This window comes from Roseateles sp. GW823-FHT07B05 (genome assembly GCF_058794515.1).
Genome location: NZ_JBXAGX010000001.1, coordinates 854,777 through 874,119, shown reverse-complemented (window position 1 = coordinate 874,119; position 19,343 = coordinate 854,777). Strand labels below are relative to the sequence as shown.

Annotated in this window: 20 protein-coding genes; 9 read left to right on the top strand and 11 right to left on the bottom strand. The window is 71.9% G+C overall.

Going from position 1 to position 19,343, the window contains the following annotated elements; genetic code table 11:
- The first annotated feature begins 24 nt into the window (after nucleotides 1-24).
- Nucleotides 25-573, top strand: coding sequence for a PEP-CTERM sorting domain-containing protein (locus tag AC1Q7O_RS03635; RefSeq protein WP_492659105.1), 549 nt, complete (start codon nucleotides 25-27; stop codon nucleotides 571-573).
- A 48-nt stretch (nucleotides 574-621) separates the two neighbouring features.
- Nucleotides 622-1,329 carry a phosphoserine phosphatase SerB gene (serB, locus tag AC1Q7O_RS03630; protein WP_492659104.1) on the top strand — a complete coding sequence of 236 codons (708 nt, stop codon included), beginning with the start codon at nucleotides 622-624 and terminating at the stop codon, nucleotides 1,327-1,329.
- A gap of 73 nt (nucleotides 1,330-1,402) precedes the next feature.
- On the opposite strand, the gene AC1Q7O_RS03625 is transcribed toward serB, so the two are convergent.
- From AC1Q7O_RS03625 to AC1Q7O_RS03580, 10 genes are all read right to left on the bottom strand, one after another.
- Nucleotides 1,403-2,152, bottom strand: a complete 750-nt coding sequence (locus AC1Q7O_RS03625; protein ID WP_492659103.1) for a PEP-CTERM sorting domain-containing protein — start codon at nucleotides 2,150-2,152, stop codon at nucleotides 1,403-1,405.
- A 22-nt stretch (nucleotides 2,153-2,174) separates the two neighbouring features.
- A complete protein-coding gene (locus AC1Q7O_RS03620; protein ID WP_492659102.1) occupies nucleotides 2,175-4,538 on the bottom strand; it encodes a pectate lyase family protein in 2,364 nt (787 codons plus the stop codon).
- 425 nt (nucleotides 4,539-4,963) lie between these two features.
- A complete protein-coding gene (locus AC1Q7O_RS03615) occupies nucleotides 4,964-5,185 on the bottom strand; it encodes an RNA-binding S4 domain-containing protein (RefSeq protein WP_492659101.1) in 222 nt (73 codons plus the stop codon).
- A complete protein-coding gene (locus tag AC1Q7O_RS03610) occupies nucleotides 5,154-6,041 on the bottom strand; it encodes a universal stress protein (protein WP_492659100.1) in 888 nt (295 codons plus the stop codon). Before AC1Q7O_RS03610 ends, AC1Q7O_RS03615 begins: the two co-directional genes overlap by 32 nt.
- A gap of 83 nt (nucleotides 6,042-6,124) precedes the next feature.
- A complete protein-coding gene (locus AC1Q7O_RS03605; RefSeq protein ID WP_492659099.1) occupies nucleotides 6,125-6,535 on the bottom strand; it encodes a GreA/GreB family elongation factor in 411 nt (136 codons plus the stop codon).
- 243 nt (nucleotides 6,536-6,778) lie between these two features.
- The gene (locus AC1Q7O_RS03600; RefSeq protein ID WP_492659098.1) at nucleotides 6,779-8,491 is read right to left on the bottom strand and encodes a thiamine pyrophosphate-binding protein; all 1,713 of its coding nucleotides are present in this window, start codon (nucleotides 8,489-8,491) and stop codon (nucleotides 6,779-6,781) included.
- Nucleotides 8,492-8,516: 25 nt separating this feature from the next.
- Nucleotides 8,517-8,885, bottom strand: a complete 369-nt coding sequence (locus AC1Q7O_RS03595) for a hypothetical protein (RefSeq protein WP_492659097.1) — start codon at nucleotides 8,883-8,885, stop codon at nucleotides 8,517-8,519.
- A 3-nt stretch (nucleotides 8,886-8,888) separates the two neighbouring features.
- A complete protein-coding gene (locus AC1Q7O_RS03590; protein WP_492659096.1) occupies nucleotides 8,889-9,974 on the bottom strand; it encodes an AI-2E family transporter in 1,086 nt (361 codons plus the stop codon).
- 69 nt (nucleotides 9,975-10,043) lie between these two features.
- On the bottom strand, nucleotides 10,044-10,682 hold the full coding sequence (locus tag AC1Q7O_RS03585) for a LysE family translocator (RefSeq protein ID WP_492659095.1): 639 nt from the start codon (nucleotides 10,680-10,682) through the stop codon (nucleotides 10,044-10,046).
- 10 nt (nucleotides 10,683-10,692) lie between these two features.
- The gene (locus tag AC1Q7O_RS03580; RefSeq protein WP_492659094.1) at nucleotides 10,693-11,949 is read right to left on the bottom strand and encodes an MFS transporter; all 1,257 of its coding nucleotides are present in this window, start codon (nucleotides 11,947-11,949) and stop codon (nucleotides 10,693-10,695) included.
- 70 nt (nucleotides 11,950-12,019) lie between these two features.
- Between AC1Q7O_RS03580 and AC1Q7O_RS03575 the strand changes: the two genes are divergently transcribed.
- The 4 genes from AC1Q7O_RS03575 to AC1Q7O_RS03560 all read left to right on the top strand — a co-directional run bounded on the left by AC1Q7O_RS03575 (nucleotide 12,020) and on the right by AC1Q7O_RS03560 (nucleotide 14,731).
- Nucleotides 12,020-12,829: an AraC family transcriptional regulator gene (locus AC1Q7O_RS03575; protein WP_492659093.1), complete on the top strand. Its 810-nt coding sequence runs from the start codon at nucleotides 12,020-12,022 to the stop codon at nucleotides 12,827-12,829.
- Between the two features lie 83 nt (nucleotides 12,830-12,912).
- A complete protein-coding gene (locus AC1Q7O_RS03570; RefSeq protein ID WP_492659092.1) occupies nucleotides 12,913-13,110 on the top strand; it encodes a YgaP family membrane protein in 198 nt (65 codons plus the stop codon).
- A gap of 2 nt (nucleotides 13,111-13,112) precedes the next feature.
- Nucleotides 13,113-13,655 (top strand): RNA polymerase sigma factor, encoded by a 543-nt coding sequence (locus tag AC1Q7O_RS03565; protein WP_492659091.1) that lies wholly within the window; start codon nucleotides 13,113-13,115, stop codon nucleotides 13,653-13,655.
- A gap of 125 nt (nucleotides 13,656-13,780) precedes the next feature.
- A complete protein-coding gene (locus AC1Q7O_RS03560; RefSeq protein ID WP_492659090.1) occupies nucleotides 13,781-14,731 on the top strand; it encodes a hypothetical protein in 951 nt (316 codons plus the stop codon).
- A gap of 9 nt (nucleotides 14,732-14,740) precedes the next feature.
- Here AC1Q7O_RS03560 and AC1Q7O_RS03555 read toward each other — a convergent pair whose 3' ends face one another.
- Nucleotides 14,741-16,771 carry a hypothetical protein gene (locus AC1Q7O_RS03555; protein ID WP_492659089.1) on the bottom strand — a complete coding sequence of 677 codons (2,031 nt, stop codon included), beginning with the start codon at nucleotides 16,769-16,771 and terminating at the stop codon, nucleotides 14,741-14,743.
- A gap of 117 nt (nucleotides 16,772-16,888) precedes the next feature.
- On the opposite strand from AC1Q7O_RS03555, the gene nadA reads away from it, so the two are divergent.
- From nadA to AC1Q7O_RS03540, 3 genes are all read left to right on the top strand, one after another.
- Nucleotides 16,889-17,989, top strand: a complete 1,101-nt coding sequence (gene nadA / locus AC1Q7O_RS03550; protein ID WP_492659088.1) for a quinolinate synthase NadA — start codon at nucleotides 16,889-16,891, stop codon at nucleotides 17,987-17,989.
- A gap of 56 nt (nucleotides 17,990-18,045) precedes the next feature.
- Nucleotides 18,046-18,336 carry a late competence development ComFB family protein gene (locus AC1Q7O_RS03545; protein ID WP_394514275.1) on the top strand — a complete coding sequence of 97 codons (291 nt, stop codon included), beginning with the start codon at nucleotides 18,046-18,048 and terminating at the stop codon, nucleotides 18,334-18,336.
- 113 nt (nucleotides 18,337-18,449) lie between these two features.
- The gene (locus AC1Q7O_RS03540; protein WP_492659087.1) at nucleotides 18,450-19,340 is read left to right on the top strand and encodes an SPFH domain-containing protein; all 891 of its coding nucleotides are present in this window, start codon (nucleotides 18,450-18,452) and stop codon (nucleotides 19,338-19,340) included.
- The last annotated feature ends 3 nt before the right edge of the window (nucleotides 19,341-19,343 follow it).

The following is a 19,343-nucleotide window of genomic DNA, read 5'->3' as shown; positions in this document are numbered from 1 at the left end:
TTCGTCGCCAAACCGGAGATTGCGATGAAGACCCTGCTTGCCTCGCTCGCGTTGCTGCCTCTGCCGGCGCTGGCCGCCGGCCTGCTGGGCACCACGGTGGACGTGCGCTACGACTACGAGGGCGACGAGGTCTGGCACACGCTGGACAGCGTCGTCGTCGGCCCCGGCGTGGAGCTCACCTGCCCCGGCGGCGCCCAGGCCTGCAGCGTGCTTCAGGCCGCCACGCAGACGGTGGACATCGGCGACCACGGCATCCGCTACGCCTACGTCGGCGCAGGCGGCGCCACGGCCAGCTTCGACAACCTGGCCATCAACGGCTTCACGTTCGAGCGGCTGTACGACAGCGGCACCGTCATCACCGGTGTCACCGTCGCCGACACCAGCCTCGCCGGCTTCAACCCGGCGCGCATCAGCTTCACAGCGCACAGCGTGTCGGTGCGCATGGGTGGCCTCAACCTGGCCGCCACGGACTTCCTGCAGCTCAGCCTGCAGACCGTCCCGGTGCCCGAACCCGCCGGCGCTGCGCTGCTGCTGGGCGGCCTGGCGCTGCTGGCGGCGCGCCGCCGCGGCTGACCGCGCCGGGATAATGGCGGGCATCGTCTGCCCGCCTCTTCCCGCCCTGTGACCTCCCCCACTGCTCCCGGCCTCGTCCTGCGCGACGGCCCCGCGCTGCCGCCGCTCAGCCACTTCAAGCTCGCCGCCTTCGACATGGACTCGACGCTCATCAGCATCGAGTGCATCGACGAGATCGCCGCGCTGGCCGGCAAGGGCGACGAAGTCGCCGCCATCACCGAGGCCGCGATGCGCGGCGAGATCACCGACTTCCGCGACAGCCTGCGCCGGCGGCTGGCGATCCTGCAAGGCGTGCCCGCCAGCGTGCTGGACCGCGTGCTGGCCGAACGACTGACGTTCAACCCCGGCGCCCGCGAACTCTGCGCGGCGCTGAAGGCGGCCGGGCTCAAGCTCGTGCTCGTCTCCGGCGGTTTCACGTTCTTCACGCGCTTCGTCGCGGCCGAGCTGGGCATGGACTTCGTGCGCAGCAACGAGCTGGAAATCGCCGACCGCGCCCTCACCGGCCGCGTCGTCATGCAGGACTGGGGCGACATCTGCGACGGCGAGGAGAAGCGCCGCATGCTGCTGCAGTGCTGCGAGGCCATCGGCTGCACGCCCGACCAGGCCATGGCCGTGGGCGACGGCAGCAACGACCTGCCCATGATGGGCGCGGCCGGCCTGTCGGTGGCCTACCACGCCAAGCCCAAGGTGCGCGAAGCCGCCCGCGTCGCGATCAACGACGGCGGGCTGGACCGGCTGCTGGAACTGCTGCGCTGAAGCCAGCCGCGCTGCCCGCCGGGCGGGCCGGCCTGCCCGCTCGCTCAACGCTGGCGCGCGGCCCCGGGCCCTCTCAGCGCCGCCGACGCCGCGCAACGCCACCCGCGGCCACCAGGCCGGCCAGCATCAGCGCCCAGCTGCCGGGCTCGGGCACCGGCGCGGCCGACAGCCGCAGGTTGTCGATGGACACGCCGTAGTACGGATCGACGTTGGTCAGCGAGAAGCCGGCGATGTCGGCCACGCCACCGCTGCGGGCGAAGGCATAGAAGCCATCGCTGCGGCCGCTGAGGTCCACCTGCTCGATGAGGCTGCCGTCCAGGCGGTACAGGCTCAGCGTGATGCTGCCGCCGTGGGCGTCCAGCAACTGCAGGCCCAGCGCCGTCACCGGCGCGGCGAAGCGGGCCGACACGGCGCCCAGCCCTTCGGCGTTGCCCGCCTGTGGCCCCATGCCGAACAGCGCCACGCCGGACTCGCCGCCGTAGTCATAGGTGCCCAGGTTGGCGCCTGCCGCACCGGCCAGCAGCGTGAGCCCGGCGGTGGGGCGGCCGAAGGAAAGGTCGTCGAACCAGTCCTGCGCGACGGCGTCCGGCCGCGGCGCCTTGGTGACGGCCAGCTCCTGGCCGGCGAAGCGCTCGCCGAACTGCACGCCGCCGCTGGTCAGCAGCCCGTCGATGACGCTGCCGTCGGCCAGCTCGGAGAACGTGACGACGGGCCCGCTCAGCGAGCCGTAGCCGATCTCGCCGACGGCGGCGGCCTGCGCCGCGGCGCTACCCAGCGTGAGGGCCAGCCCGGCGGCCAGCGTGATGAGGTTGAACTTCTTCATGGCATTGCTCCTTGATCGCCGGTCAGCGGCCGCCGCCGACGACGGTCACGTTGTCGAAATCGGCCGTGGTGACCGTGTTGTTGCTGCCCGACGAAAGTGCCAGGCCCACGTACAGCGTCGTGGCGGTGGTGCTGTAGTTGGTCTTCTCGGCCCAGGTCACGCCGTCGCTGGACGCGGCGGAATAGACCGCGTTGCCGCGCCGCTGCACGCGCACCCAGACCGGCGGCGTGGACGCGTCGAAGCCCGACAGGTTGGAGCGGTTGTTGCCGTTGGTGGCCGCGCGGATCTCGCCGGTGGACGCGTAGCGGGCGGTCCAGGCATAGGCGGGGGCACCGGCCAGGCCGTCCATCGCGACAACGCCGGCGCGCCCGCCGGAGCCGCTGCCGCCCTGGCGCACGACGCGCGCAGTGAACGTGAAGTCGCCCATCAGCGCGGTGTACTTGGTGCTGAATGAATACGACGTGCCGGAGGCCACCGCCCCCGCGCCCGACAGCGTGTAGGTGCCCGTCGCCTGCACGTAGCTGGTGGCCGGCACCACGGCGGTCACCAGCGGGCTCATGACCGCCTCGCCACTGCCGTCGCCGCAGGGCAGCGTGGCGGTGCAGGCCGTGCCCGGGATCAACGGCGGCGGGTTGGGCGTGGGCGCGGGGGTCGGCGCGGGCGGGGCCGGCGTCGGCGTCGGCGCGGGGGCCGGCGGCGTGGGCACCGGGCTGGGGGCCGGCGAGCTGGGCAGCGGCGCCGGCACCGGGCCACTGGCCGCGTAAAGCCCCAGCCGGCCGGCACCCGCGAAGGCCTGGATGGCACCGCGCGCCGCGTCCGCGCTGCGCAGCGTGTAGGCATACGGCGGCACCCAGTTCTGGGCCACCGGCAGGTCATCACAGCCCTGCAGCTCGATGTCGATGGCACCCGTCATGGGCTTGCCGGCGTCGTCCTTGTCGCTGATGAAGCGGTGGCCCGAGCTGCGGAAACTCAGGGCCTGCTTGCCGCCCGCCAGCTTGCCGCAGACCTCCTTGGGCTTGAGGCCGGTGAACTCGTAGAAGTTGCTCTCGGCGAGGACGTCGGACTGGTAGCGCACATCCAGCCCGGAGCCGAACTTCCGGTCGGCGTCGTCCGTCGTCGTGCTGCCGGTGACGAGGTTGTTGTACATGTGCAGCTGGCCGAAGCGCACCAGCGGCAACCGGCTGTAGGGGTGGTCCCACCAGTTGCCCGTCATCGTCACGTGCAGGCGGCCGGCGTCGCTCCAGGCACGGCCCGAGTCGCCATTGCCCACCAGCGTGGTCTTGTGGTGCTTGCTGAAGACGCTGTTGGACACGGTCACGTAGTCGCTGCCGCGGATGATGTCCAGCGCGCCGTCATGCCGCGTGTCGCTGGCCAGCGAGTCGGGCGTGTCGCCGTCGCTGATCGACACGTGGTCGATCCAGATCTGCTGGCCGCGCGTGACGGCGATGCCGTCCATGTAGGCGTTGTCGCTGTCCTCGGGGTTCACGTCCCAGGGCGTGTCGATGGCGAGGTTGCGCACGATGATGTTGCGCGTCCAGGTCGGGAACGCCTCCGGGTCCTTGCCGTCGGCCACCCACTTCTTGAAATCCGCCTCGGCGCCCGCGGCCGTCGTGGCGGCCTCGATGCCGATCAGGATCTGCGTGCCGGTGATGCGCGCCGGGCGGCCATTGCTGTCGTTGATGCCCACCAGCGTCGTGTTCGACGGGATGGAGAACGACCCGCCGTTCTTCTGATCCAGGAACCCGGTGTACTCCTCGAACACCGTGTTGTTGTCGCGCCAGCGGAAGTCGATGTGGCCCACGATGCGGATGATCTTGGGCTCGTTCTTCGCCTCGCGCAGCGCCGCCAGCAGCTGCTCCTTGTTGAACACGGTGTAGACGCGATGGGCCGCCGCCGACGCGCCGCCCGTCACCCTCACCTTGCCCTTGCGCGACTGGCCATGCCAGCCGATGTCGGGCGCGGTCTCGCGCTCGAAGGTCAGCTGGCCGTTGGTCGGGTCCACGGTGGCGAACTGCCAGGCCGGCAGGCGCGGCGCGGCGCGGTAGTTGGCCGGGTTGTGCAGACCGCTGATCGTCGTGGGCGCGGCATAGCTGCGCGTGCCGACGTCGAACAGCAGCGGCGCGCTGGTATCGGTCAGCGTGACGGCGTCGATGACCGGCGCAGGCGCCGGCGTGATGGGCCGCGGCTCGCGGGCCGCCAGCGCGCGGGCCGTGGGGCCGTCGGTGGCGACCACGGCGGCCAGCGGGCTGGCCGACGCCGGCTGGGCGGCCTGCAAGGCGCTGGCGGTGGCGTCGGGCGCTGCGTCCTGGCCGCCGCCGCACGCGGCCAGCAGGCCGAGCGAGATGGACGAGGCCAGCAGGCCCCGGGCGGGCATGCGTGGGGTCATGGCTTGTCTCCTGGGCGCACCGGTGTTGGCGCGCCATCGTTGTGGTGGGTCGTGCATGCCGCTCCCTGCCGTCGTCAACGTGGCGTGCAGGCGCGAGCCCGCCCGGCGCCCGGCCCGTCAGGGGTCGGCCGCGCAGCGTCAGGCGATCAGGGAGCGGTGGAACCGGCGGCAGGCCGTGAGGGGTGTGAGGCCCGCGCGGCACCGGCTCGCGGGGGGACTCAGGGAAAGCGGGCGCAGCAGGCGCCCTGCACTGCCCCAGCCGGCCCGGGCACGGTCACCCGGCGGTGCCCGTGGATATCCCGTGGTCGGCGAACAGTTGGAACAGTGTTTCGTTTTCAGTCGACCCGGTCAACGCGGGGCAATCCCTGAGGCCACCCGAACGGGGGAGCGGGTCTGCCCGGAGGCCCCGCGGGGCCGTGCTTGCGTCAGGCGGGGGCGGTGACGCGCACCCGCTGGCCGCGGAACTCGACCACCTGGCCGGCGCGCATCTTGGCGGTCTTGCGCAGCTCCACCTGGCCATCCACCGTCACCTCGCCGGCCGTGATCAGCGCGCGGGCCTGGCCGCCGCTGTCCGCCAGGCCGGTGGCCTTCAGCAGCTTGTCCAGTTCGATGTACTCACCGCGGAGTTCCAAGGCGACTTCTTGCATGCGCCGCATTCTGGCAGGGCCGCGCGTCACCCGGCTCGGGCCACACCAGCAGGTCGCAGCGCAGGTGCCTCAGCAGCCGCCCCGCGGTGCTGCCCAGCAGCAGCTCCTGCCACGCCGGCCGCCGGCCCCGGCCCGTGACGACCAGCTCGGCGCGGCCATCCTCCTGCTGCACGAGGATCTGCTGCGCCGGGTCGCCCCGGCCCAGCGTGTACATCAGCCGGTTGCGGCGCACGTCCAGCGAACCGCTGAGACGCCGCAGGTGGCGCTGGCCGTGCAGGTCCAGCGCCTCGCGGTATTCGCGCAGCGACCGCCAGCTGGCCTCCGCCGCCCGCAGATGGGCCTCCTGCCGCGTGTCGATGACGTGGAACAGCTCCAGCTCGGCGTCGGGTGCCATGTCGGCGGCCACGCGCAGCAGGCCGGCGGCCGGCGCCGGTGCCGGTGCCGGCCCCAGCGCAACCAGCAGGCGTGAATAGGCGTGCCGTGCCGGCCCGCGCACCACCAGCAGCGGGCACGCCAGCCGCCACAGCAGCCGGGCGGCGAACAGGCTGGCCGCGCCCGGCCAGCGGCCCGGGGCGGGCGGCGGCCAGCCCATCACCAGCAGGCCGGCCTGGGCGGCGGCCAGGCGGCGCAGTTCGGGCAGATCCGCCGACCCCAGCAGCCGCACGGGCAGACGGTGGCGGCGCGCCAGCATGGCCGCGTAGCGGGGCAGGCGCTCGGCCACGTCGGGCGGGCCGCTGGCGGCCAGATGGGCCAGCAGCAGCTCGCCGCCGCGCTGGCGGGCCAGCAGCACGGCGCGCTGCGCGGCCGCCTCGGCGGCCTGGGAAAAGTCGGTGACGAGAAGGATGGAAGCTTGCATGGGAGAAACCTCGGAGCAATGCGCCGCGCAGGGGCGGCCGCCAGCCGGCCGGTGGCGGGCTGGATGCGTGGAAGAAACGGCTGTCAGCGGTCGAAGTGGCCGCGGGCCTCGGGCTGGTAGGGCAGCGCCTGGATCAGCAGCTGGCCGCTGGCACGGCCGGCCTGCCAGCTGACGCGCTGGCCCACGGCACGGCCCAGCAGGCTCAGGCCCACGGGCGACAGCACCGAGATGCGGCCCTGCTCGGGCCGGGCGTCGGCCGGGTAGCACAGCGTCAGCCGCTGCTGCTGGCCGGGCCGCGGGCCCAGCACCTCGATCTCGGAGTTCATCGACACGACGTCGGCGGGCAGTTGCCGCGGTGGCAGCAGCTCGGCGGCGTCCAGCAGGTCCTGCAGCGGCGGATGCCCGCAGGCATCCGGCAGGCGGCTCAGGCGGCGGTGGTCAAGCTCGCTGAGCAGGCGCTCGCCAGCATCGACGGAGGCGGGGAAGGAAGGCATCGCAGACCTCGATCAGTGCCATGCCGCCCAAGGCACAGGGGCGGCGGCGGCACGGCATCGCGCGGCATGGGGGCCCGGCGATCGAGGTTGCGCAGATGAAGGGAAGAAACGGAGATCGCCGGGCTCAGGAGTCTGCGGCCGGGCGCTGGATGGCCACGGCCGCACGCAGGCCCGCCACCGTGTCGGCGGTGGGCGTACTGCGCTGCTGGCGTGCGGGGTTCTTCATCGCGGCCGCATTGTGCCTCAGCCACCCAGGCGCTGCTGCGCCGCCGCGCGGATGGCGGTCAGCGTGGAGCGCGACGTGGAGACATCGCTGGACAGGCGCAGGTGCAGCAACGCCGGCCTGCCCGCGGCGATGGCGGCGTCCAGCGCGGGGCCGACCTGCTCGGTGCTGTCGGCCTTGAAGGCCACGAAGCCGAAGGCCTCGGCCAGCTTGGCGAAGTCGGGGTTGAACAGGTCGCTGCCCGACACGCGGCCGGGGTACTCGCGCTCCTGGTGCATGCGGATGGTGCCGTAGGTGCCGTTGTCGACGACGACGACCAGCAGCTTGTTTGCGCCGTAGCCGGTGGCCGTGGCCAGCTCCTGGCCGGTCATCAGGAAGTCGCCGTCACCGGCGATGTTGACGACCCAGCGGTCTTGCAGCAGCGCCGCCGCGACGGCAGCCGGCACGCCGTAGCCCATCGCGCCGGAGGTCGGTGCCAGCTGCGTCTTGCCGAAGCGGTGCAGTGCCGTGTAGCGGTGGAAGCGGTGCAGCCAGCCGCTGTAGTTGCCGGCGCCGTTCGTGAAGATGGTGCCCTCGGGCAGCTTCGCGTCGATGAGGTGGATGACCTCGGCCATGTCCAGCGGCGCCACCGGCGTGGGCTGCAGGTTGGCGCGGTAGTCGGCGTTGGCGGCGGCGGTCCAGTCGCGCCAGCCAATGTCGGCGGGAGGCATCAGCGCGGCCAGCGCCGGCGCGGCCTGGCTCATGCTCGCGTTGATGAGCAGCTCGGCCGTGTAGACGCGGCCCAGCTCCTCGGCGCCGGCGTGAATGTGGATGAGCTGCTGCGCCGGCCGCGGTGCCTGCAGCAGCGTATAGCCGCCGGTCGTCATCTCGCCCAGGCGCGGGCCGATGGCGACGATGAGGTCGGCGTCCTTCACACGCGCCGCCAGCTTCGGGTTGATGCCAATGCCGACGTCACCGGCGTAGTTCGGGTGCGCGTTGTCGAACAGGTCCTGGAAGCGGAACGCGCAGCCCACCGGCAGTTGCCAGGCTTCGGCGAACGACTGCAGCGCCGTGGTCGCCTCGGGCGTCCAGCCGCCACCGCCGGCGATGACCAGCGGCCGTTTCGCGGCGGCCAGGCGCTCGCGCAGCTCGGCCAGCGCGGCCGGCGTGGGCGCGGCTTCGGCGGGTCGCGCGGGCGCGACGACGGGCGCCGAGATCGGCTTGGTCAGCATGTCCTCGGGCAGCACCAGCACCACGGGGCCGGGGCGGCCCTGCATCGCGGTGTGGAAGGCGCGCGCAACGTACTCGGGCAGGCGTTCGGCGTCGTGGCATTCGCCCACCCACTTGGCCATGCCCAGCGTGCCGGGGCCGAACATCTGGCGGTAGTCCACCTCCTGGAAGGCCTCGCGGTCGCGCTGGTCGCTGGCGACCTGGCCGATGAACAGGATCATCGGCGTGCTGTCCTGGAAGGCCGTGTGCAGGCCGATGCTGGCGTTCGTCGCGCCGGGGCCGCGGGTGACGAAGCAGATGCCGGGCTTGCCGGTCAGTTTGCCCTGCGCCTCGGCCATGAAGGCCGCGCCCCCCTCCTGGCGGCACGCGACGAAGCGGATCTTGTCGCCGTGCTCGTGGAAGCCGTCGAGAACGGCGAGGTAACTCTCACCAGGAACGCCGAACACATCGGTGACGCCCTGCGCGATCAGCGCCTCCACCAGCTTGTGGCCGGCGAGACGGGGGGATGTCTCTTGTCTAGTCATGTAGAGACTTTAGCCGGCACGGCCGTCAGCGCCCGCCGTCGATCGCGCGCTCCATCATCTTGTCCTTCAGCGTGGTGTCCTGCTTCACGTCCAGCACCTGGTGCAGCAGCGGCCCGCTGCCGGCCGCCTGCGCCGGCTTGGGCACCGGCGTGGCCGGCACCACGTTGACGGGGGGCGCCGTCACGGCCTGCTCCTTGTGCCCGGCCGGGCAGGCCGCGTTCGTGTACGTCACTTGCTGGCCGTTGACGCACTTGCGCAGCGGCCCCGCGGCCGGCGCGGCCGCCGACTGCGCCGCCCCGGCCCAGGCCTGCAACTGTGCCCGGTTGTGCCAGGCCAGCCCCCCTGCGGCGAGGCAGACCGCCACCACCACGGCTGCACGAAACGGCGTGGACATCTCTCAGCCCTCCGACGCGGCGGCTTCTTCGCGGGCCGTCGCGAACAGGTCCCACACCGCCATGAACATCGCCGCGATGACCGGGCCGATGACGAAGCCGTTGATGCCGAACACCGCCATGCCGCCGATGGTGGAGACCAACACCAGGTAGTCGGGCATCTGCGTGTCCTTGCCCACCAGGATGGGCCGCAGCACGTTGTCCACCAGCCCGATCACCAGTACGCCGTAGGCGATCAGTGCCACGCCCTGCCACACCGCGCCGGTGACGAGGAAGTAGACGGCCACCGGCAGCCAGATCAGCCCCGCGCCGATGGCCGGCAGCAGCGACAGGAAGCCCATGATCACCGCCCACAGCAGCGCGCCCTTGATGCCGAAGAACCAGAACGCCAGCCCGCCCAGCGCCCCCTGCGTGGCGGCCACGAGGATGTTGCCCTTCACGGTGGCGCGGATCACCGTGATGAACTTGCCAGCGAGCTGCCGCCGGTGCTCGGGCGCCAGCGGCACGGCGGCGCGGATGCGCCGGCTCAGCGCCATGCCGTCGCGCAGCAGGAAGAACGCTAGGTACAGCATGACGAAGAAGCCGACGACCAGGTCCAGCGCGTTCTGGCCCACGCTGTAGACCTGCGTCGCGATCGCCTGGCTGCCGCGCGCCACGGCATCGGTGATGCGGGCCTGCAACTCGTTGAAGTCGGTCAGCCCGAAATGCGCCAGCAGGTCATGCAGCCACCCCGGCAGCACGGCCACCACCTGCTCGAAATAGCGCACGAAGTTGGTCTCGCCGGACTGCACGCGCTGGTACAGCGCCGCCCCCTCCTTCACCAGCATCGTGGCCAGCAGCGCCATGGGCAGCACGACGATGAACACGATGAGGGACAGCGTCACCAACGCCGCCAGCGTGGGCCGCTGCGGCCAGCGGCGCAGCAGCCGGGCATGCACGGGCATGAAGACGATGGCGATCACCGCGCCCCAGAACACCGCGCCACCGAAGGGCAGCAGGATCCAGACGAACGCGAGGCTGACCGCGACCAGCAGCGCGAGAAAGGCGTTGTTCTCGAGCCGGGGCGAAGTGACGAAGTCTTTGAAGTTCATGCGGCGCGGCGGGTCTGCCCGGAAGCGGGCGGTGGCGCGCATGGTAGGGCCGGCAGGCACCGGTCGCTGTCAGACCGTGCCGCGCTGCTGCCCGAGCAGCCTGACGGCCAGTGTGCACAGCACCAGGCCCATCACGTAGCGCTGCACTGACAGCCAGAAGCGGTTGCGCGCAAACCAACGCGCCATGCCGGCCGCGCACAGCGTCACCCCCAGGTTCACCGACGCGCCGATGCCCACCTGCGTGCCGCCCAGCACCAGGCTTTGCAACAGCACCGGGCCGCCCTCAGGCGAGACGAACTGCGGCAGCACCGACAGATAGAACACGGCCACCTTGGGATTGAGGATGCTCGTCAACAGCCCCATCGTGAACAGCCGCGCCGGCCGCTCGGGCGGCAGCGGCCGCGGCTCGAACGGCGAGCGCGCACCGGGCCGCACCGCTTGCCAGGCCATCCACAACAGGTACAGCGCACCGGCCAGCTTCAGCAGCTCGTAGCCCAGCGGCACGGCCAGAAACAGCGCCGTCAGCCCCACCGCCGCGCACACCATGTGCACGGTGAACCCCAGCACCACGCCCAGCCACGACATGACGCCCGCCATACGGCCCTGGCAGATGGCGCGCGAGATCAGGTAGACCATGTTGGGCCCCGGCGTCACGGCCATCAGCAACGCCGCGGCGGCGAACAACAGCCAGTGCGACGTGGACGGCATGGGGCGGCGCTCAGGCCGCCGCGGTGGCCGCCGTCGAACGGCGCGCCAGGCCCAGCCCCACCAGCCCGGCGGACGCCACGCCCAGCAGCAGCGCCAGCGCCGAGCCGGCGAACACGCCGCGCGGCATGCCGTGGTCCAGGATGGCGCCGAACACCGGCGCGGCCAGCGCGAAGCCGATGTCCAGCCCCGAATAGACAGTGCCGTAGACCCGGCCCGTGGCGCCGGGCGGCGCGGCGCGCTTGATGAGCATGTCGCGCGACGGGCCGGCCAGCCCGGTGCCGAAGCCCGCCAGCGCCGCCACCGCCGCGGCCAGCAGCCCCGGCAGCCAGCCGGTGGCCGTCAGCAGCAGCAGCGCGGCCGCCAGCGCCAGCGCGATGGCGATCGTGCGCTCCAGCCGCTCAGCCCGGGCAACGAGGAAGCCACCACACACCATGCCCGCCGCGCCGGCCAGCATGTAGCCGGTGACGACGTAGGCCGTCAGCGACAGCGGCAGGCCGTACATCTGGCGCAGCGCCGGGCTGGCGAAGCTCTGGATGGCCGACAGCGCCGCCGTGCTCCAGAAGAAGAACGAGAAGCACAGCCACACCGACGGCAGCTTCAGGAAGGCCATCGGGTGCTCGACCTTCGCGCCGGCCGCCGGCTTGGCGTGGCCCCAGGAGCCCTGGCGGTCGTCGATGGCCGAGCGCTGCCAGAACAGCAGCGCCATGACGGCCAGCGCCACCAGCGCCGTGCCCACGTAGGCGAAGCGCCAGTTGCCGGTGGCCTCGGCAATGCCGATGGAGAACACCGGCGCGAACGCCCAGCCCAGGTTGCCGCTGATACCGTGTACGGAGAACGCATGGCCCAGCCGCGGCTGCGACACGCGCTTGTTCAGGATGGTGAAGTCGGCCGGGTGGAACGGCGCGTTGCCCACGCCGGCCAGCGCCGCGGCCAGCATCAGCCCGCCGAAACCCTGCGCCAGGCCTGCGGCCACCGACGCCAGGAAGAAGCTGGCCATCGCCGCGAACAGCACGGGCCGCGCGCCGATGCGGTCGACGATGAAGCCCGACGCGGCCTGGCCGGCGCCCGAGATGACGAAGAAGGTCGTCACCAGCAGGCCCAGCTCCGAATAGCTCAGCCCGAAGGCCTGGATGAACGCCGGGAACAGCGGCGGCAGCAGCATGTGGAAGAAGTGCGACGTGCCGTGGGCCACGCCGATGGTGGAGATCGTCGTGATGTCGCTGCGGCGCTGGCGGCCGGCGTCGAGGGCTGGGAGGGCGGTATCCATCGGCGCCATTCTGGGGACGCCCGCACCGGCTCGGTTACGATGGTTCGTCAAGTTCTATCGAAATCCAGCCATGGCCAGCCGCCAGAGCTTCCCCGCCTTCGCCCCCGAGCGCTTCGCCCCCACGGCCGAGCGGCCGCTGCGCGCCAAGTCGCGGCTGCTGGAGCACCTGGCCGACATCCAGCCACACCGGCACGACTGGGCGCAGCTGGTGTTCTCGATGACCGGCGCGGTGCGCGTGAGCACCGAGGCCTCCACCTACATCGTGCCGCCGTCGCGGGCGGTGTGGATCCCGCCCGGGCTGGTGCACGCCGTCACGGCCATCGAGCAGGCGGACCTGCGCACGCTCTACCTCGGCCCCGACCTGCTGGCCGGCGAGGCCTGGGCGGTGGGCCGGGTGCTGGAGGTGTCGCCACTGCTGCGCGAGCTGGTGGCTGCCCTGCCCGGCGACCCCGACCCCGCGCCGGCCGAGACGCCGGACGACGCCGAGCGGCGCCGCGGCATTGAGCAGCTGATGCTGGTGGAGCTGCGCCGTGCCCGCCCGCTGGCGCTGGGCGTGGCGCTGCCGCAGGACGCGCGGCTGCGCAAGCTCTGCGAAGCGATGCTGCGCGAACCGGGCCGCCATGCCGGGCTGGACGACTGGGCCGCCGAGGCCGGCTACAGCCCGCGCACGCTGAGCCGGCTGTTCCGCGAGCAGCTGGGCACCAGCTTTGCGCAGTGGCGCTCGCAGCTGCTGCTGGCCCACGCGCTGACGCTGGCCGCCCGCGGTCGGCCCATGAGCCACATCGCCGCCGAGCTGGGCTATGCCAGCGCCAGCGCGTTCACGGCGATGGTGACCCGCACGGTGGGCATGCCGCCGAGCCGTTTTTTTGCTGAGGCCTGAAAAATTTTCGCCACCGCGAATCCTTTGCGTCCGCCGCTGCCTCTTAGCTTCCGAGGGTCGTCCTCGAACACTTGGAGTTGCAAATGGTCTACGTGAAGAATGTGCCGCCCGCCGAGCGCGTGCTGCGGGTGGTGCTGGGCGCGGCGGTGGCCGGCGCGGGCGTCGTGATGGTGGGCGGCGCGACCGGCTGGCTGATCGCGGCGAGTTCGGCGGGGCTGGTGCTGTCGGGCCTGTTCGGCTACTGCCCGGCGTGCGCGATGGTCGGCCGCAAACTCAAATAGACGTGGCACTCCCCGCCCACCACCAGCCGCTGCTCGCCGCCGCCCACGGCGGCGACCCGCAGGCGCTGGAACAGCTGCTGAAGATCAGCCGCCCCGACATCCGCCGCTACGCGCAGCAGCACTGCCTGCTCAGCGACGTGGACGACGCGGTGCAGGAGGCGCTGCTCATCGTGTCGCGCAAGCTGCCGCAGTTGCGCGTGCTGGCCGCGTTCTCGGGCTGGGCCATCCGCCTGGTGCAGCGCGAATGCCGGCGGCTGGGCCGCGTCGCGCTGCGCTACGACCCGTACGACGAGGAGCAGCTGGCGCAGTGGCTGGTCTCGCACGACGAGCCCGGGCTGCGGCGGGAGCTGGTGGCGGCGCTGGAGTCGCTGCCAGAGCACTACCGCGAGGTCATGCTGCTGCGCGACGTCGAGGAGCTGACCATCGACGAGATCGCCGCCCGCACCGGCCTCACGCGCGCCAACGTGAAGAGCCGGCTGCACCGGGCGCGCGCGCTGGCCCGGGAGTACCTGCTGGGCGGCCGGCCCACCCCGCCGGCGCGCTGACGGCCGCGGCGGCGTTACCTCCCCTTACCCGGGCTCGCGCCCCGCCGTCCGCGCGGCGGCGGGCGAGCGCGTTGTGCCGGCATGCGACGATCCTGTTCGCAACGACGACAACAAGGAGAACCGTCATGAGAAGACGCCACTGCATGCTGGGCGCCGGCAGCACCCTGATCACCGGCCTGCTGGCCGGATTGACAGGGCCGGCCGCCGCCCGCGACGATGACGACGGGGAATTCGTCATCCTGCACGCCCGCTACGGCACCGAGGCCAACCATGCCGACGTGACCGGCCGGCTGCGCGAGCTGGCCCGCCGCGACCAAAGCTTCCGGCTGGAGAACGACGTCTTCGGCATGGACCCCGACCCCGGCCGCACGAAGACGCTGCGCATCTTCGCCCGCGACCGCAGCGGCCGCGAGCGCACCTTCGAGTACCGCGAACGCGACTGGGTGAACGGCAACCAGTTCGTCGGCTGGGGCGGCGGCAACTGGGGCAACGCCGGCGGCTCGAACGGCTGGCACGGCAACGACGGCCGCGACAGCGGCGAGTTCACGATCCGCTACGCCACCTACGGCACGCGCCAGCGCGAGGTGGACGTGACCGACCGGCTGCGCGACCTGGCGCGGCGCGACCAGCGCTTCCGCCTGGGCAACGACACCTTCGGCATCGACCCCGATCCCGGCCAGACCAAGCGGCTGCGCATCGTCACGCGCGAGCGCGGCGGCCAGGAGCGTGTGTTCGAGTACCGCGAGAACATGGTCGTCGACGGCGCGCAGTTCATCGGCTGGGGCGGCGGCAACTGGGGCGGCAACGACAACGGCTGGGGCCCGCAGCGCCCGGGCGGCAGCCGCCTCGTCATCGACAACGCCAGCTACGGCAGCGGCAACCGCCGCGCAGACGTCAGCGAGGCGCTGCGCGCGCGGGTGCGCGGCGACCGGCTGGAGGCCGAGGTCAGCAACGAGCTGCTGGGCATCGACCCGGCGCCGGGCGCGCGCAAGACGCTGACCGTGACCTACCGCCGCGACAACGGCCGCGCCAACACCGTGCGCGCCAACGAGGGCGACTGGATCCGCCTGCCCTGACCCGGCGCGTCACGGCAGCGCGCGGCTGCTGTTGACGCGGGCCGACACCTTGATCGGGCCGATGCCGCCACAGCTGTAGCTCAGGTCCAGCGCCAGGCGGTCGACGGACAGCTGCGTGGCCGACACGGGCGACGTCACCAGTTCGGCAACCGTCCAGCTGCCGGTGGCCGTGCAGCCCGACGGCAGCCCCGCGGTATCGATCAGGTTGGCGATAGCCACCGTGCCATCGACGGCGGTTGCCTGGCCCGCAGCCCAGGCGCCGGGCTGGCCGGCCAGCAGGCGTGGGAAGACCAGGTTGACATCCAGCACCTGGCGCCCGCCGTCCACCAGGTAGATCGCCGCCCTGCTGGACGACGACGCCGGGCCGCTGTCCAGCCGCACCACCGGCGCCGCGCCGGGCAGCTGGTAGGTGATGAGCCGGAACGGCTGGCCGTCGTTGGCCACGGTGACCTGCACGCGGTCGCGGTCCAGCTCGCCGGCGGCGTTGCGCACTTCCAGTTCCAGCTCGGCGACGCCGCCGTCGCCGGCACCCGCAGCAATGGCCAGCGTCGGCGTCAGCGTCGTGGCGCCGGTGATGCGCAGCGCCGGCCCCGACACCTGGCGCCACGCGACGCTGGTCAGCTCGCCGTTGGCCGAGCTGGACGCGCGGCCATCCAGCGCCAGCGTGGCAGCATTGCCCAGCAGCAGCCGGGGCGCCGCGCCGCCGGCGTTGGCGGTGATGGAGTCCGCCACCGTCCACACCAGCTCCTTCAAATGCGCCGCGGCGCCGGTCGCGTCCACGGGGTCCGGCGTGGACCACAGCAGCCGGTAGCTGATGCCCGGCTGCAGCGGTGTGCGCGGCTTGAGGCTGACGTAGGCGCCCTGCGCGCTGACGTCGGCCGGGATCTCGTAGGGCGTCCAGTCGTAGCCGCTGGTGGTCTGGCCGGTGCGCTGGAAGGTGGCCGTCAGCGGCGCACCGGCCAGCGGGCGCGAGAACTGCCAGGCCAGCGTCGCCGTCTGCGACCGCGGGCCTTCGTCCGGCTGCTGCAGCACGGCGAAGTTGTTGGGGCCGGCATCCTTCATGTCGTAGCCACGCGCGCCCTGCCCAGCCGGCGTGAAGCCCGACCACCACAGGTAGCCCGTGGCGACGTCGACCGGCGCGACCACGCTGGTGGCCGTGCCCAGCTGCACCGTCAGCCCGAGCAGCGGCGTCAGCGCCTGCACCGAGGCCGAGCCCGCGCCGGCCACGTCGATGCGGCCGGCGTCGGGCGTCTGGCTGAACCAGCCGGAGAACGGCGTCGCCGTGGACACCTGCAGGCTGCCGCCCAGGATGTTGCTGGCGATGCGCAGCTTCCAGCTGCTGGTGATGCGGGCGGTGTCGCGCCGCACGTCCTTGCGCGCGTCCAGCTGCGTGATGCTGTCCTGCGCGCTGGTCCTGCCGTCGGTCACGGTCAGCGTCAGCGGCGTGGCGGTGGACAGCGCGCGCACGCCGTGGCCCAGCGCATCGCCGCGGGTCTCGAAGCCGATCTCGCCCTGCAGCTGGATGGTGGTGGCGGTGCCGGTGACGAAACGCGGCCCGAAGCGCACGGTGCCGGCGCGGCGCACGTCGGCGGCCGGCGCGGTGAGGTCCACGGTCAGCGTGCCGTCGAAGACGTCGTCCAGCACGCGCACATAGCACTGGCTGAGCGTGACGGTGAGCTGGTCGCCCGCCGACGGCACGTGGTTGCCATCGCGGTCCAGCAACTGCAGGCCCAGCGTGCCGCCGCCGTCGCAGGGGCCGGTGCCGGCGATGCCGGCCGTGCGCTCCAGCGTGTCGGCCCAGTCCTGCGCCAGCTGTGCAAACATCAGCGCGATCTCGGGATAGGCCACCGCCACCGACGCCGCCGGCACGACGTTTTGCGCCGTCAGCGCCAGCGGCACCTCGCTGGCCGGCACCGGGACGGGCGCCGGTTCACCGCCACCGGCGCTGCCGCCGCCCCCGCCGCCGCAGCCGGACAGGCCCAGCGCCAGGCTCACGAGTGCCACGCCCCGCCGCAGCGGACGATGCCAATCACCCTTCATGCTTCACTCCCTGAAGTCGTTCGATCTCACGTCGGAGCGCACGATAAGGCCTTGGGCTGACACAGGCGTTAGCGCCGGCCGAAACCCGATAATCCGGGCTGCTCTCGCATGGCACCGATGGAACAGACCCTCTTCGACTACACCCGCCAGGATGCCGCCGGCACCTGCTCCACCGCACACGCCTGGGCCAAGGTGCCCGCGCCGCTGACCGCGCCCGAGCGCCACGCGCTGGCCGAGCGTGCCGCCGCGCTGCTGAAGAAACACAACGCCGTGCTCGTGGCCCACTACTACGTGGACGGCCCGCTGCAGGACCTGGCGCTGGCCACCGGCGGCATCGTGTCGGACTCGCTGGAGATGGCCCGCTTCGGCCGCGACCATGCCGCGCAGACGCTGGTCGTCGCCGGCGTGCGCTTCATGGGCGAGACGGCCAAGATCCTCAGCCCCGAGAAGCGCGTGCTGATGCCCGACCTGGACGCCACCTGCTCGTTGGACCTGGGCTGCCCGGCCGACGACTTCGCGCGTTTCTGCGACGCGCACCCGGACCGCCAGGTCGTCGTCTACGCCAACACCAGCGCCGCCGTGAAGGCCCGCGCCGACTGGATGGTGACCAGCTCCTGCGCGCTGGAGATCGTGTCGGACCTGCACGCCAAGGGGCAGAAGGTGCTGTGGGCGCCCGACCGCCACCTGGGCCGCTACATCCAGGAGCAGACCGGCGCCGACATGCTGATGTGGAACGGCGCCTGCATCGTGCACGACGAGTTCCGCGGCCTGGAGCTGGAGATCCTGCGCGAGCAGCACCCCGGCGCGCTGGTGCTGGTGCACCCCGAGTCGCCCAAGAGCGTCGTCGAGCAGGCGGATGTCGTCGGCTCCACGTCGGCGCTCATCAAGGCCGTCGTCGACGGCAACGCGCCGGCCTACATCGTCGCCACCGACAACGGCATCCTGCACCGCATGCGCCAGCTGGCGCCGGGCAAGGTGTTGATCGAAGCCCCCACGGCCGGCAACAGCGCCACATGCAAGAGCTGCGCGCACTGCCCGTGGATGGCGATGAACGGCTTGGCCAACCTCGTCGACTGCCTGGAAAGCGGCCAGCCGGAAATCCACGTCGACGAGCCCACGCGCGTGAAGGCGCAGCGCTGCATCAACCGCATGCTGGATTTCACGGCGGCGCGCAAGGCGCAAACCTCGGGCATGACCCCGGGCATCGGCGCGGCCTGATCGCGCTATAACTCCGGGCATCACCGACCGCCCACATCCCCGCGAGGAGGCCCACCATGCCCGCCGATTTCAGCTCCCTCTACAACCATCATGAGCGCGAAGTCTTCGCCGCGGTGATGGATGCCGCTGCCGACTTCCCCGACCTCGCCGACAGCAACGACCTGCTGTGCGACGTGGCCTGTGTGGCGCTGAACCGCCTGCCGCCGCGCTACATCCGCCACGAGGTGGACTTCAGCTTCTACCTGACCGAGCACGAGCGGCTGGAGATCGACAACGCCATCAGCGAGGCGGTGTCGTATGCCTTCAACTTCGTGCAGGCGCGCACCGCGCTGCGGGCGCGCAAGTAGGCGCACCGCCCTTCCCCGACAAGCCCGCAGCCTGCGGGCTTTTTTACGTCCATCCCCCTAGCCAAGGCTGCAACATGCAATTAAAGTGATATCACTTTTACGGGAGACTCGTGATGCACAAGGACGGACAACGGCAAGAGATCAGCGCCACCACGGCCAACGGCTACGCCGGGCTGCTGGCGGGGCTGGCCATCATCGCGAGCAGCTTCGCCGTCATGGCGCTGGCCATCCAGGGGCGGCCGTGGTTCGCGCTGGCAGGCGTGCCCGTGCTCGTGGGCGGCATCCTGGTGCTGGCCGGCATGTACATGCAGCAGCCCAACGAGGCGCGCATCCTGACGCTGTTCGGCCGCTACGTCGGCACCGACCGCACCGAAGGCCTGCGCTGGGCCAACCCGCTGACGCTGAAGCGCCGCATCTCGCTGCGCGCGCGCAACCTGAACGCGCCGGCCATCAAGGTCAATGACAAGCGCGGCAACCCCATCGAGATCAGCGCCGCCGTCGTCTGGCGCGTGCAGGACACGGCCAAGGCGGTGTTCGAGGTCGATGACTTCGAGACCTACGTGGGCATCCAGGCCGAGACGGCCATCCGCCACCTGGCCACGCAGTTCGCCTACGACGAGGGTGAAGACCTGGCCCCCGACGAGACCACGCTGCGCGCCGGCCAGAACGAGGTCGTCAAGGCGCTGATCGCCGAGCTGCAGGAGCGCTGCGCGCAGGCCGGCGTGACGGTGCTGGACGCCAAGATCACCCACCTCGCCTACGCGCCCGAGATCGCGCAGGTGATGCTGCGCCGCCAGCAGGCCGAGGCCATCATCAGCGCGCGCAAGAAGATCGTGCAGGGCGCGGTGACCATGGTGGAGGAAGCGCTGCGCGGGCTGTCGGAGCGCGAGATCGTCGAACTGGACGACGAGCGCAAGGCGGCCATGGTGTCCAACCTGCTCGTCGTGCTGTGCTCCGACAAGGAGACCCAGCCCATCGTCAACACTGGCACGCTGTACAGCTGAGGC